This is a genomic window from Zooshikella ganghwensis DSM 15267, from assembly GCF_000428585.1.
Classification (GTDB): domain Bacteria; phylum Pseudomonadota; class Gammaproteobacteria; order Pseudomonadales; family Zooshikellaceae; genus Zooshikella; species Zooshikella ganghwensis.
Genome location: NZ_AUAF01000124.1, coordinates 1 through 13714, shown reverse-complemented (window position 1 = coordinate 13714; position 13714 = coordinate 1). Strand labels below are relative to the sequence as shown.

12 protein-coding genes and 1 pseudogene are annotated in these 13714 nt (G+C 42.6%); 8 read left to right on the top strand and 5 right to left on the bottom strand.

The genetic code is table 11. The annotated features are described in order from the left end of the window. Together F607_RS36160 and F607_RS0120090 are read left to right on the top strand one after the other, a co-directional pair. Positions 1-117 (top strand): annotated as a pseudogene (locus tag F607_RS36160) (IS4 family transposase); the annotation flags it as partial. 84 nt (positions 118-201) lie between these two features. Then, positions 202-696 (top strand): DUF2244 domain-containing protein, encoded by a 495-nt coding sequence (locus F607_RS0120090; RefSeq protein ID WP_027709521.1) that lies wholly within the window; start codon positions 202-204, stop codon positions 694-696. Here F607_RS0120090 and F607_RS30715 read toward each other — a convergent pair whose 3' ends face one another. The 3 genes from F607_RS30715 to F607_RS0120075 are packed head-to-tail and all read right to left on the bottom strand — an operon-like array spanning position 697 to position 5141. After that, a complete protein-coding gene (locus tag F607_RS30715) occupies positions 697-1920 on the bottom strand; it encodes a lipocalin-like domain-containing protein (RefSeq protein ID WP_051311666.1) in 1224 nt (407 codons plus the stop codon). A gap of 3 nt (positions 1921-1923) precedes the next feature. Continuing rightward, on the bottom strand, positions 1924-4461 hold the full coding sequence (locus tag F607_RS0120080; RefSeq protein ID WP_027709520.1) for an FtsX-like permease family protein: 2538 nt from the start codon (positions 4459-4461) through the stop codon (positions 1924-1926). After that, positions 4458-5141 (bottom strand): ABC transporter ATP-binding protein, encoded by a 684-nt coding sequence (locus F607_RS0120075; protein WP_027709519.1) that lies wholly within the window; start codon positions 5139-5141, stop codon positions 4458-4460. Before F607_RS0120075 ends, F607_RS0120080 begins: the two co-directional genes overlap by 4 nt. Before the next feature lie 580 nt (positions 5142-5721). On the opposite strand from F607_RS0120075, the gene F607_RS30710 reads away from it, so the two are divergent. From F607_RS30710 to F607_RS0120050, 5 genes are all read left to right on the top strand, one after another. Next, entirely contained in the window at positions 5722-7278 is a 1557-nt protein-coding gene (locus F607_RS30710; RefSeq protein WP_084611345.1) for a BCCT family transporter, read from the top strand. Positions 7279-7523: 245 nt separating this feature from the next. Further along, a complete protein-coding gene (locus F607_RS0120065; RefSeq protein WP_211233678.1) occupies positions 7524-8741 on the top strand; it encodes an ABC transporter substrate-binding protein in 1218 nt (405 codons plus the stop codon). A gap of 13 nt (positions 8742-8754) precedes the next feature. After that, a complete protein-coding gene (locus tag F607_RS0120060) occupies positions 8755-10425 on the top strand; it encodes an ABC transporter permease (protein ID WP_027709517.1) in 1671 nt (556 codons plus the stop codon). 12 nt (positions 10426-10437) lie between these two features. Then, on the top strand, positions 10438-11094 hold the full coding sequence (locus F607_RS0120055; protein WP_038291905.1) for an ATP-binding cassette domain-containing protein: 657 nt from the start codon (positions 10438-10440) through the stop codon (positions 11092-11094). Then, positions 11088-11702 carry a CDP-alcohol phosphatidyltransferase family protein gene (locus F607_RS0120050; protein WP_027709515.1) on the top strand — a complete coding sequence of 205 codons (615 nt, stop codon included), beginning with the start codon at positions 11088-11090 and terminating at the stop codon, positions 11700-11702. Before F607_RS0120055 ends, F607_RS0120050 begins: the two co-directional genes overlap by 7 nt. Positions 11703-11743: 41 nt before the next feature. Here the strand turns inward: F607_RS0120050 and F607_RS33080 are convergent, their stop codons facing one another. Further along, on the bottom strand, positions 11744-12697 hold the full coding sequence (locus tag F607_RS33080) for an SEL1-like repeat protein (protein WP_051311664.1): 954 nt from the start codon (positions 12695-12697) through the stop codon (positions 11744-11746). A gap of 74 nt (positions 12698-12771) precedes the next feature. Beyond that, the gene (locus F607_RS0120040) at positions 12772-13257 is read right to left on the bottom strand and encodes a MarR family winged helix-turn-helix transcriptional regulator (RefSeq protein WP_027709514.1); all 486 of its coding nucleotides are present in this window, start codon (positions 13255-13257) and stop codon (positions 12772-12774) included. 287 nt (positions 13258-13544) lie between these two features. On the opposite strand from F607_RS0120040, the gene F607_RS35645 reads away from it, so the two are divergent. After that, on the top strand, positions 13545-13714 hold a 170-nt coding region (locus F607_RS35645; RefSeq protein ID WP_038291904.1), incomplete at its 3' end, for an IS200/IS605 family transposase.

The window sequence follows — 13714 nt, the reverse complement described above, 5'->3', positions numbered from 1 at the left end:
CGAAAACCGAAAAGTTTATTTCGTCTAGGGCTTGATTATTTACACCGTGTATTAGTCGAAGGAAGTGCTCACCTATCAGAATTTCGGCACTCCCTGAAAGTTTTGTCCTGTACATAGATGGCATTTGTAAAAATTGCGGTGAATTGCCTAAGCTTGAAAGAGGGCAGGGAAAAGTTAAGCAGTTTTTTCAGAAGAGTCGCTATGGTTGCAATTCACCCGAGACCAGGAGGCCAAGAGGCATCCTTGACATTAACCGCAAACCAGTCGATGAGTTGGCAGCAAAATATTATGCTCTTTGGCTGTGTTGCAGCCTTTAGTTTAATGATGACGGTGGTGATGGTTTTGTTTGGGGCATGGTTGGTTGTTCCTTTTGTGGGACTAGAGCTGGCCGCTTTAGCAATAGGCCTTTACATTACCTCATTACAGGCGAGTCGCTGGCAACATATTCATTTCAATCGAGATACTATCGCAATCGAAACTGGGCGATATCGACTTGAACACTCAGTACAGGTTTCGCGAGCCTGGGTTGTCATTACTGCTGTGCAACCCTCACAACCTGGCAGCACTGGGCAGGTTTGGTTAAGCTGTCATGGACAACAAGTCAGGTTAGGTGCCTTTTTGAACCATGATGACTTGCAAAAGCTCATGCATCACTTAGAAGCTAAAGGGTTAATGATTCATTTGCGGGAAGTGTAACTAATATCCTGTAAGTTCCACATAACCTTGGCCTTGATGAGAGCCTGATAAGGTAACAGCGCCCTCCCAGTAATGCAGTGCCAGTCTCATTTCTTGATCGTTAATCGTCGGCATTATGTCAAGGTCTATTTCATATCGAGGGATCGTTATTCGCCACTGGCTTGGATAACGCCTACCCGTTTTGGAGCTCGTCCAGTGTTGCAGTGTATCAATTGTTATATCAGATACCTTTAAGGGGAGACGTGAACCGCTTTCATCAATCATTGCTGCATCTGACCAGCTGATCTCTCCTTGCTTATTTCGGATCTGATAAAGCATAAGCTCATGGTAATTATCCAGTTGTAAGGCGAACCAGCTCCAGCCAACCTGATTAGCTCCCAGTGAACTACTACTCCACTCATGATCAAACCATGCCAGCCCTTTTACGGTGGTACTTTGGTTTTGCCAATACATTGATCCCCAAGCTTTTAACCTGGTATAGGAATAATACATGGAGGCATTTTCAGGGTGATTACTCTTTTGGCTGAAGCCTAAGTTGCCTTGCAGCACTACTGGTTTGAGAGGGAATAATTGAAGGTTTATACCAATCTGTTGCTTTTGGTCTCGCGCGCTAATGCGAACAGGCCACCAGCCATCGGGGGTAGGTTGAATCTGCCAGTCTAAAACATGTAAGTACTGTTGATTATCACTCACTCCTGCGAGACCTGGACCCTCTCGGCTAAAACGCTGTGCTGCACGATGACGCTGCGCTAGATGGTGAGTAATGGCAAGGTGTCCCATATAGATTTGTGGAGTTTGCCAGGCATTATGTATTGTCTTTTGAGTGATCGGTGGTAAAGCCCGTTGCCTAAAGAGAGTGAATTGAAAGCCAAGGATTGGTGGTTTGGATAGGTTTTGTTGTTTGGACAGCGATGTGGAAGTGCGGCTTGATTCTGGTGACATATGTCCTGTGAAATACCACCACTCTGAGCGGTATTTTGGGTGAGCATAGTGGTCAGCTGGCCACTCCAATGGAATGGGGGTTTTTACCCTGGGATAAAAAATGCTCAAGTCGTTTAAATTTGTTTGCAGCAGCCCTGTAACATTGAATGCTGGCTTAGCGTGGTTTTCAGGAGAGTCTTGTTTACAACCAGCGAGTAGTGAGCAGGCTGAAGTTATTAATAATATTGTTGCTACCGAGTGAGGACCAAAAAGTAACCAACCTCTTTTCCCTTGCGGAGCCATATTTTACTCCCAACCCGCTTGTCTTGCAGAAGCGTGGAGTGTCTTCCAGATCGGATAAAGACTACCAAGAACAGCCGCTGTAATTGATAGGCCAAATACTTGGCCAATAAGGATAAAGCTGGGGGTAAGAGGAATACTCCAGCCAAATGATCTTACATTAATTACTTCTGACAATAGCCAACCTTGAAGTAATGTGGCAGGAATGGCAAATACGCCGGTAATGAGGCCAAGAAAAATGGGTTGGGCAAATAATAAGCCGGCTCTATGCAAGCTATTACAGCCCAGTGCATGTAATAAACGCATTTCAGGTAAACGGGCTAGCTGGGTTGCCATTAATGCAGCACTTATGGCGCAAAGGGCAATCCCTAAAGCAATAGCATTCAGAACATCGGTAATTAAAAATGTTTGCTTAAATATTTGAGTTGCTCGCGCGATGATTTGTTGCTGCTGAGTAATTACAAAGTGATGTTGTGGCCATTGTTTATTTATCACATGTATTAACTCATCGGCTTGGTTATTGGCGGCTATGTATATAGCAACCCCTGTAATTTTGGTGTCTCCAATCAAGCGCTGATAGTCAAAAGGTGGCATCCACATCTGGCCTTGTGGGCTGCCATAGTCATAAAAAACACCCGCGATAGTAAAGGTTTCTTCGTGCCCGGCCCAATTCAGCTTAATGCTATCTCCCCATGTTAATTGGTGGCGTCTGGCAAGAGGTTCATTGACTAGAATATGATTTTTTGTCAAGACATCATGCCACACCAACCTCGCGGGCCTTTTTAGAAATAGCATGCCATCTTGGGTTTGCTGACTCCATTGACCACTTTGAATTTTTATCTGCTCATCCTGCCAAAGAATGTGTTGGCTCATATAAGTGCTCATGCTTGCAACTTGTTTATTCTGTGCAAATTGCTCATAGAGTGTTTGCAATAAGGTTGATGTCGGTGAGTTTTCCGCTTCCCGTATATACAAATCTGCGTTAACACGTTGTTGTAACCAGTGCTGAAATGCATTATGAAAGCTTGAAACCATTAAGCTGATTCCTCCACTGGCAGAAATTGCAATTAACAGGGCCATTAATGCATAAGCTGTATGGTGCAATTGACGCTGGCTATCTCGAAGTAGCATTTTGATAAAAAGTGGTTGCCTGGAAAGTTTGGTAGAAAGGCTAAGTCGGCTGATGGTTGTGACTATTTGTGGAAGACATAATGCAAATCCAAGCAAGCCTGTTGCTGTGGCAATGAATCCACCTATAAGTCCTGTTGGTAACATTGTCATACATAGCGTAATCAGTAGACAAGTCACTGCAATTTGCTGCCAGTAAGGGAGTAAACGCTGATGAATATGTGCGAGCTGGTGGCTGGTACGGACCAACTGTAGCGGTGGTCGTTTAGCAATCTGGCTGATGGGCCATGAGCTGCAAACAACCGCTATTAATACCGCAAAAGCCCAGCATACAAAGAACTGGGGAAATGAATATTGGAGTTTAGTCTGTGATAGGTCGTAGTAAAACTGGTTAATGGACTGAGTGACCATGGTTAGCATGGGGTTAGCCAGTAACCAGCCTAATAAAAGGCCAGTAGCACTGGCGATACTGGCAATAAAGAACACCTCACACATTATGAGTTTTTGAATTGTTTTACTGGCAATGCCTAGGCTTCTTAATTGTGATATAAGCCGCTCCCGTTGCTGTAAGCTAAAACGAAGCGCATTAAACATAAGAAAAAGTCCAATAATGAATGCCAGCAGGCTAAGTGCGTGAAGGTTTAAGTGGAAAGCATTAGCCAAGTTGTCTAGGGCTTGCCGTTCGGCATTGACAGAAACTAAAGCGTAGGATGTTGGCAACCAGTCTTTTATCAGCTCTATTTGTTTGTCATTAGTCAGTACTAAATTGATGGCTGAAAGTTGGCCCGTCATATTTAGTACCTGTTGTCCGCTGCCTATATCCATTAGAAGAAGATCAGCCCCCCAACCACCATGATTGTTATGACGTTGATTGGGAGGTAAGTGCAATACATTTAACTGAAATGATTTATTTTGATGAGAAAACTGTTGTGATGATGGTTGCAGGTCCGTGGGTAACTCTGACATTGATGATAGGAGTAAGGCGTTAGGTGGGGCATTGGAAAAAATAAACTGTGACAACGGAATAGTAAGTGTTGTTAAAGGCTGGCCTAGTATTGATGATAGGGTATCTTCAAGGAGTAAATCTGCTGCGAGGAGCTGATAGTGTTGACGTTTGAAATTATCCCAAACGTTTGCTTGCAGTAGCGGTGTTGCTGACACATTAAAGCGCTGCTTCAGCTCAACATAGAGCTGTTCATCAATCGTTGTTTGTCCACGTATTTGGTGGGTTGCTTTGCCCGTAAACAGGTTACTGGCACTCAGGAAGTTTTGGTGTGCACTGTAGCTTGCAAGGTAGATCGCAATAACGACAGTCACACTGGCGGTTAGCCCAGCCCACATCAAGATGAACTGCCAAGGGTGCTGGCGAAAGTGTCCAAGACTAATAGCCTTTAAAAGAAAATAGTGACGGTTCACGGCAAACTTTGCTCAGTTACTTTACCAGACACCAGGCGACATACACGGTCAGTTTGACTGGCTAGCTGTAAATTATGGGTTGCTAAGATGAGTGTTTGTTGCTCCTGGTGTGCAATGTTCAGTAGCAAAGCAAAGACTTGATCGGCTGTTTCATTATCTAAGCTGCCTGTAGGCTCATCAGCTAATACTAAACGTGGTCGGTGAATTAAAGCGCGACAAAGCGCTACACGTTGTTGTTCCCCCCCTGATAAGTCATCGGGATAGCGGTACAGAAGTTGTTCTATCTGGGTGCTGTTTATTAATAGTTCAAAAAATGCCTGATCATAGGCTAGCTGATTCAATTGAAGCGGCAGTAGGATATTTTCTTTGACTGAGAGAGTGGGCAATAGGTTAAAAAACTGAAAGATAAAGCCAACGTGCTGCCGGCGAAAGGCTGTTCTATCAGTTTCAGAGAGTTGGTTTAGTACAGTTTGCTCAATAGAAACCCTGCCAGTATCGGGTAACTCAATACCTGCAATGATATTAAGTAAGGTGCTTTTACCTGAACCACTTGCGCCTATAAGCGCAATAACTTCCCCCTGATTCACACACAGTGATAAGTCTCTAAGTAATGGATGATGTTGGTGCTGTTCTGCAAAAGATTTGCTGATGTGCGATAGTGCTAGTAAATGTGCAGACATGGCAGTTGAGTTATTCCGTTAAGCTCAAGATGTTAAAGCCTACTTCTTATCCTAAAAAATAGCTTATCCCATAGAGTATTACGCAAAATGATGTAGCACCCATAGTGTGTTCATAACGTTAAAGCGTAGCTTAAAAAGTGAGGGCTAATATCATTTTGAGTAATGAGCTTACTGTTATATAGGCTTGTTGTGACGAGTAGAGGGTAGGATTATTTAACTTTGACCTCTGAGTATTATCAGGGTTTTTTATCAATAAAAACTGAGCAGCCATTAGAGCACTAACTGAATTGTTAGGGCTGGCTAAGGAAGGTTAAATTCCAAATAGTGAGGTTATTACTTGAAATGTAGAACGCTAAAGTCATAGTGAGACTGATATTTTTGTGTTGTCATCAGTAACTGTCAGAAAGTATTAACAGGTTAGATATGCTGTAGTAAGTGCTTAATAAAAATTTGTGTTGATCACCATTGTTAACTAATTTTGAATTCTAAATATTAGGTGTGTTAATATATGCCTGCTTTTTGAGCAGTATTTGATAATTGCTCAACGAGTTCTTTCTGTTGGGTAAAAGAGGAGTTTCATGTGACTGATCAACATGTAGGTCATAAATCTACGTCTTTGAGAGATTGGCTGGAAATTGATGTACACCCTCAAGTGTTTGGATTTTCTGCCCTTGCTATCTTTGCTTTTGTTTTTTTATCACTGACTAACCTTGAACAAGCCAGTGAGCTGTTCAGTCAAACTAAAGCATTTATTACTGATAATTTTGGTTGGTTATTTATACTGCTGGTTCAAGTATTTTTGGTTTTTGCTCTGTATTTAGCCTTTAGTCGATTTGGTTATGTCCGTCTTGGTGGTGCACAGGCAAAACCCAAGTATTCTTTTCCCGGTTGGTTTGCCATGCTGTTTAGTGCGGGTATGGGTATTGGGCTTGTATTTTGGAGTGTCGCTGAACCTATTTACCACTTTGCTTCGCCACCGGTGGGTGAAGGGCATACCATCAATGCCGCGAAAACAGCTATGGATATTACCTTTCTCCATTGGGGATTCCATGCTTGGGGCATTTATGCAGTAGTCGGCTTATCTCTGGCGTATTTTACATTTAATAAAAAGCTACCTTTAACAATTCGCTCAGCTTTTTATCCACTCATAGGTGAAAAAATATATGGTCCTATTGGCCATGCTATTGATGTGTTGGCAGTAATTGCAACACTGTTTGGCGTAGCAACCTCGCTGGGGCTGGGCGTAAATCAAATTGCTGCTGGTTTAGAATTTTTGTTTGATATTAAAGCAACTACAGGCGTCAAGTTGGCATTGATTGCGGGTATTACCATATTAGCAACGATTTCTGTAGTTAAAGGACTTGATAAAGGCATTAAGCGCTTAAGTGAAATCAATCTATGGGCTGCTGCCGGCATGCTGCTGTTTGTCATCATTGTCGGCCCAACACTCTTTGTTCTGAGTGGTTTTGTACAAAACATCGGTCACTATATGCAGAACTTATTGATGCTTAGCTCCTGGACTGAGACATATCAGCAAAACTCGCAATGGCAAAGTAGCTGGACCGTTTTCTATTGGGCATGGTGGATTGCCTGGTCACCTTTTGTGGGGATGTTTATTGCTCGAATTTCCTATGGACGTACAATACGACAGTTCGTCTTAGGGGTGCTATTAGTGCCTAGCGTGTTAACTTTCCTGTGGATTACTGTTTTTGGTGGCGCTGCACTGCATAATGAGCTATTTGGGTTAGCTAATATTGAGACTGCGGTAAAAGCCGATCTTTCTACATCATTGTTTGTACTGCTTGAAGGTTTTCCTTTAGCCAGTATTACCTCAATGCTAGCGGTTTTTTTGATAGTTATTTTCTTTGTAACCTCCTCAGACTCAGGCTCGCTGGTTATTGATATCATAACTTCAGGAGGAAACTTAAATCCTCCCGTTGCTCAACGGGTTTTCTGGGCTACGACTGAAGGGGTTGTTGCGGCGGTGCTGTTACTTGGGGGTGGGTTAACTGCTTTACAAACAGCCTCTATCACTACAGGGTTACCGTTTGCTATCGTGCTGTTTATTATGTGTTTTGGCTTATTGAAGTCGCTTCATGAAGAGTTTGATGTTAAAAACCCAATAGTGCGAAAATAAAGGTAGTGTCTGAATTAGATCATAGCCGATATTATTGGAACTTGTTGAGTTACTAATAAATGTATTTTCTGATATGTTTAATATGAAAAAAGGCCCTTTCTGGGCCTTTTTACTTATAGTGTTTTTTTGAAATATTATGCTTGTGCATAGGGTCAATAGAGAGAACTGAGCTTGAACCTACTGCCGTTGCTTTTAAATAACCTGTTATACCCTTCGCCAATCAATTTAGGGGGAGAAAATAATAAATGATGTATTTGAAGTGGGGTGTTCATTACTTTTTCGGTTTTTTATTGGTTTTAACTGCTCATCAGGCCATTGCACAGCAACAGCAAAACACGCTCTGGGATAATACCGTTAAACAAGCAACAAAGCAGGTGGTGTATTTTAATGCCTGGGGGGGAAGTCATGAGGTTAATCGCTATATTTTTTGGGTAGGACAACAGGTAAAACGACGCTACGGAATAACCCTGAAGCATGTTAAAGTGGATGATATTAGCCAGGTTGTGAGCCGTTTATTAGTTGAAAAAACAGCCGGAAGAGACACAGAAGGAAAAATTGATTTGCTGTGGGTGAACGGGGAAAACTTCGCTACGTTAAAAAATAATAATTTACTCTATGGTCCCTTTAGCCAGTCATTGCCCAACTATCAGTGGGTGGATGAATCAAAACCCTCAGTGAAAAGAGACTTTTCAACCCCTGTGGAATATATGGAAGCACCTTGGGGGATGGCTCATTTGGTTTTCTACTATGATAGTAGTGTATTACGCCAGCCTCCTATGTCCATGGAAGCGTTGCTGGATTATGCAAAACAGCACCCTGGACGCATTACGTATCCTAACCCTCCCCATTTTTTAGGCACAACGTTTCTTAAACAAGTACTTTTGGAGCTAGCGTCTTCACCAGAGTTATTGCAAAAGCCAGTGAATCAAGTGGACTTTGCAGAAGTCACAGCACCACTCTGGAAATTTCTTGATCAATTACACCCTGTCAGTTGGCGTCAAGGTAAAGCATTTCCGGCAAACTCTTCGCAAATGCGGCAAATGCTGGATAGTGGTGAATTACACGTCAGCTTTAGCTTTAGTCCAAGTGAAGCTTCAAATTCAATACAGGCAGGTTTGTTACCCGATACCGTTAAATCCTATGTGCATAATGGGGGAACCTTAGGGAATACGCACTTTTTAGCGATACCCTATAACGCTAAAGCGAAAGCAGCTGCTCAGGTTGTTGTTAACTTTTTGTTGTCTGCTGAAGCGCAGAGCCAAAAAATGGACCCAGTAATTTGGGGGGATCCGACGGTATTAGCCATTGATCGACTACCAGAAGGCCAGCAAACCATGTTTGCCCGTTTTGAGGAGTTGCCGGCGATGTTAACCTCTATTCAACGAGGAAAACCATTACCCGAGCCGCACTTTAGCTGGACAGATGCATTAGAAAAAGCTTGGTTAAAGCGTTATCAGCAATAATGATGTATTCGTTGTGTCGTTAGCACTTCTCAGCTATAGAATAACGCAGTTAGTATGCTTACTGCCGGTGACGCTTGGGGTTGTGGGCACACTGTTACCCAGCTTCGGCTATTTTCCTGTTGCAGGTTTTCATCAGCTGACCGGTAACTACTACGAAATGTTTTGGCAAGCACCGGGTTTGTCTTCCATGGTAATGGCAACCCTGGTAAGTGGTAGTTTAGCCATTAGTATTTCATTATTACTGACAATTACAATTTTTTCTGTATTTTATAATTCGTCTAGCTGGAAAATATGGCGTAATTTTTTATCGCCAATGTTAGCGTTTCCACATGCTGCATTTGCCTTAGGGGTAATGTTTTTAGTAACGCCCAGTGGTTGGTATGCTCGTTTTTTAGCGTTATTTTTTCCAGAATTAAATTCTCCTCCTGCCTGGCATACGGTACATGATGTTTATGGTATGACATTAGGTATTGTTTTAGGCTTAAAAGAGCTGCCTTTTTTAATGCTCATGGCCCTGTCTGCCTGTAACCAGGTGAATGTTTCTCAATTGCTTCGAGTTGGGCAAAGCTTGGGATATCACCCTATTTATGTCTGGTTAAAGATAATTTGGCCTCAGCTCCTACCACAAATGCGGTTACCTATTATTGCTGTGATTGCGTATTCATTTTCTGTAGTAGATATTGCGCGAATCCTCGGACCAACGACGCCCCCCACGTTAGCGGTTGCTATTATGCAGTGGTTCAGTAGTGAGCAACTTGAGCAGCGCTTGCTTGGTAGTGCGGGGGCTGTTTGTCTGCTCGTGTTGACTGGGGTATTGATGGTGGGGTGGTTGGCACTGGAACAGTGGTTAGTCGGTAAAGATGGTCGATGCTTAATCAATGGTATTCGTAGTCGTTTAAGTTTAGGTTGGCAGTGGTTGGCTCATATTACTCAGTGGCTGGTGTGGGGTGTATGGGTAACTGCAGTACTCAGTATTGTGTTGTGGGCTTTTAGTTGGCGTTGGCGCTACCCAGATTTTATTCCTAGTGAGTTTTCGTTAAAAGTAGGGCTTCGTTATAGTGATAAATTACTTAGTTTATTGGAAACAACCTGGTTTTTAGCGTTAATGACATCGGTCATTGGGCTTTTATTAGTGCTGGGGCTATTAGAAGCAAAAAAAGCACAGCAGCGTTATGCGCTGAGCTGGTTGTACTTGCCTTTATTAATACCTCAGGTCAGCTTTCTATTTGGCTTTCAGTGGTTGCTGGTTAGCTTCAATCTAGATGGGACTTGGACTGGCATCATTTGGAGCCATCTTATTTATGTCATTCCCTACATCTGTTTAGCGCTGGCAGGGTATCTTAAGCACTTTGATCAGCGCTATTTGACTGTCGCCACGATGCTTTCTGGAAGGCCTCGGTACAGCTACTGGCGTATTAAAATGGCTATGTTGCTATGGCCAATTTCATTTGCATTAGCTGTTGGTGTTGCTGTTAGCGTCGCCCAGTATTTACCGACATTATTTGCAGGGGCAGGGCGAGTAAGTACATTAACCACTGAAGCAGTTAGTTTAGCCCAAGGTGCTGATTACCGGGTGACGGGAATCTTTGCCTTGGCACAACTTGTTGTTCCGCTGATTACTTACGGCTGTGCGTTTCTCATGCCTTACTGTATTTACCGACGATTTTCTATGATGCGAATTTAGGGTGCTATGAAAATGCAAGGCATACTGCAGTTAAGGTCTATATCACTGTCCTTTGGTAGTGAGCCAATTATTCAAGGGTTAAACTTAACTGTTCAACCTGGTGAAATAGTGGCACTAATGGGACCTAGTGGTTGTGGAAAGTCGACATTTCTGAGTGCGTTGTGCGGTCTAATACCTGAACAGTTTCAATTTTCTGGAGAGGTTTTATTAGGCCAGCAAAATCTCACACAATTACCCTTAGCAAAGCGTCAGGTTGGCATGTTATTTCAAGAAGACTTGCTGTTTCCGCATATGTCTGTAAAGGGCAATCTTGCCTTTGCTTTACCGCAAGGATTAAGTCGCCATGAGCGTCATCATCAAGTGATGGCATTACTTGATGAAGTGAGAATGACTGCTTTGGCGGATCGTGATCCTGCAACACTTTCAGGTGGCCAAAAAGCCAGAATTAGTTTGTTACGCACTTTATTAGCTAAACCACAATTATTACTCTTAGATGAACCTTTTAGTAAGCTTGATCAAGTAACCCGTAGTCAATTTAGGCAGCTTGTATGGTCATATATAACCCGTTATCAATTACCCACATTGTTAGTGACTCATGATAGTGCAGATATTCCAGGCCACTGTTCACAGGTAATACAACTTCCGTATTTGGGATCAACTTTATGCTAGATCGTTGGACTTCTTGCTGGATACAGCCTCCGTTAACAAACATGGCTCAAATAATTGCACCATATTGTACTGCAAATCAGGTGACAGTTGCAGGGTTTTTATTGGGTATGTTAGTGCTACCCTTATTAGCCTATGAACTGTATTGGAGTGCTTTATTCTTTATTTTACTGAACCGCTGCTTGGATGGGCTGGATGGCGCTTTGGCTAGAATCAGTCAACCAACAGACAGTGGCAGCTTTTTAGATATTACATTGGATTTTATTTTTTATGCGGCAGTTGTTTTTGGGTTTGCATTGGCACGGCCAGAAGAAAATGCGTTATATGCTGCACTATTACTATTTAGTTTTATGGGAACAGGAGCCAGTTTTTTAGCATTTGCAGTACTTGCAAAAAAGTACCAGCTCACTAATCCACATTTTCCCCATAAATCACTTTTTTACTTAAATGGCCTGACTGAAGGGACTGAGACAATTCTGTTTTTTGTTCTTTTTTGTGTGCTCCCCAATAATTTCCCAATGCTGGCAAGCACGTTTGCTGTGTTATGTTTATTGACCGTAATAAATCGAGTTATTGTTGGTTACTTTACATTAAAGCGTTGTGAACAATAAACTGGTTAAAGTTAATTGTTCGAGGATTAATGTTGTAAAAGTTATTTTTCTTGGGGGGTTGGCTGGAGTATGCTTTGCTGATCATCTCTCAGTGCTTGTAATAAGCGAGGTGATATTTCTTGAGGTAAAGACAGTTGATTTTGCTTGTTGTACTTTGCAATAGCATGCTGTGTTTGTTTCCCCCAAATTCCATCTATATGTTTTAGTGGATAGCCAAGTTGCTGAAGTCGATACTGAACAAATTGTATAGCAGCAAAGTTTTTATGGGCCTTGTTTTTAAGTGCATGTTGATAACGATGCTCTTGAGGCGTTGTTTTCAGTTGCTTTTGTAAAGTAGTAAGTGCTTGCTTGGCTTCTGGATGATTTTGCTGATGTGCCATCATTAACCAGTGATAAGCATCACCCAGGTGTTTAGGTACACCTTCACCTTCTAAGTGCAATATACCCAGCTGGTATTGCGCAGCAGAGTGGCCCGCAAGTGCCGCTTTCGACAGCCAATAAGCCCCCCAGGCTGGATCAGCTAGCTTACTAGGTGTTTTTGCCTCTAAAAAAATCATACCCACAATATACTGAGCCTGCAGATTTCCTTGTTTGGCAAGAGGTTCTAGCCAGTGGCAGGCTTCTTCCAATTGTTTTGGGACACCTTTGCCCTCGTAAAAAGCGGCGCCAAGTAAATATTGGGCTTGCTGGTGCCCTTGCTCAGCGGCCTGGCGAAAATAGTCATAAGCGGTAGGGTAGTTTTGTGGCACTTCCAGTCCATGATAAAAGCGTAAACCTAGCCTAAATTGGCTGTCTCCATCTCCTTGTTGTGCCTGGGCATGGAGTGCTTGTAGGTCAGGTCCAGCTTGTTGGATTTGCCAGAGTGTACATCCTGATAGCAAAAGGCCTGTGAACAGACAGGTAATGCTGGCCTGCCAAGACACTGACTTTACATAATGTCTATTTGCAGTTAAGGACGTAACGCGGCGTAAGACTGTAATAGTATGACTAATCATTATGCTGGATTACCATTAGGTCAAAACCTAAAGTTTGCTATAGGCCGTTAAGCGTGTGTCAGTCGTGTTACTGGTTAATTGGGGGAGATCGTATCTTCAATTGCACCCACTTCTAGCACTGGAGCTGCATCAATCTTTTCTGCATCCATCATAGTAGCGATACGTTGAACAGAAGATACTAACAGTGACTGTTCCCAATCTTGCAACTGCTGAAACTGCTGTATGAATTCCTGTTGAAGTGGCTTAGGCGCTTTTGAAATTAGAGCTTGGCCCTTTTCGGTCAAGTAAGTGTAAACCTTACGCTTATCATTAACACTGCGTTTACGAGATGCTAAGTCTCGCTTTTCCAGGCGGTCCATAATGGTCGTTACGGTTGCTTGGCTAAGGTTGACATGACGAGCAACTTCGCCAATGGTCACTTCACCTAAATTGTGAATGGAACGCATAATCAGGAGCTGAGGGCCAGTTAAGCCTGACTCCTTGCTCAGTTTACGTGAATGCAAATCTATGGCACGGATAATGCGCCTCAGCGCAATTAACACTTCTTCATACTTTTCCATGTCAGATTCTGCAAACCTCATTAAAAGTGATAGCTATTTTATACAACGCTGTGGCAAAAAAAGTTGGCAAGCGTTGAGTGAAATGGCTGTTTATATCATGTTGTGAATGATACAGCCACAGCAAACAAAGTGTGATGCTTGAAGTGACGGATTACTGAGTTATTAGTGTAGCTAATTAAATAAGGTAAACCCCCGGCTATGCCGGGGGACTCTCAAAGGTTTGACCATTCCCACGGTCTTTATACCCTTCGTGCTTCAAGCAAAAAGTAACGAAGGTAAATCAACTAATGAGAGACTATAAAAGTTTGGCACATACCAAGTGGGATTGTAAATATCATGTAGTGTTTATCCCAAAGTATAGGAAAAAAGTGATATATGGAGCCTTGCGTGCTCATCTTAGAGAAGTATTCCATGAGTTAGCAAAGCACAGAGAAAGTGAAATAATAGAGGGATACTT

What these genes read in the sequence shown, in the direction of transcription:
- F607_RS0120090 (WP_027709521.1), top strand. Translation starts at nt 202, where the DNA reads ATGGTTGCAATTCACCCGAGACCAGGAGGCCAAGAGGCATCCTTGACA.
- F607_RS30715 (WP_051311666.1), bottom strand. Translation starts at nt 1,920, where the DNA reads ATGGCTCCGCAAGGGAAAAGAGGTTGGTTACTTTTTGGTCCTCACTCG.
- F607_RS0120075 (WP_027709519.1), bottom strand. Translation starts at nt 5,141, where the DNA reads ATGTCTGCACATTTACTAGCACTATCGCACATCAGCAAATCTTTTGCA.
- F607_RS0120065 (WP_211233678.1), top strand. Translation starts at nt 7,524, where the DNA reads ATGATGTATTTGAAGTGGGGTGTTCATTACTTTTTCGGTTTTTTATTG.
- F607_RS0120055 (WP_038291905.1), top strand. Translation starts at nt 10,438, where the DNA reads ATGCAAGGCATACTGCAGTTAAGGTCTATATCACTGTCCTTTGGTAGT.
- F607_RS0120050 (WP_027709515.1), top strand. Translation starts at nt 11,088, where the DNA reads ATGCTAGATCGTTGGACTTCTTGCTGGATACAGCCTCCGTTAACAAAC.
- F607_RS33080 (WP_051311664.1), bottom strand. Translation starts at nt 12,697, where the DNA reads ATGATTAGTCATACTATTACAGTCTTACGCCGCGTTACGTCCTTAACT.
- F607_RS0120040 (WP_027709514.1), bottom strand. Translation starts at nt 13,257, where the DNA reads ATGGAAAAGTATGAAGAAGTGTTAATTGCGCTGAGGCGCATTATCCGT.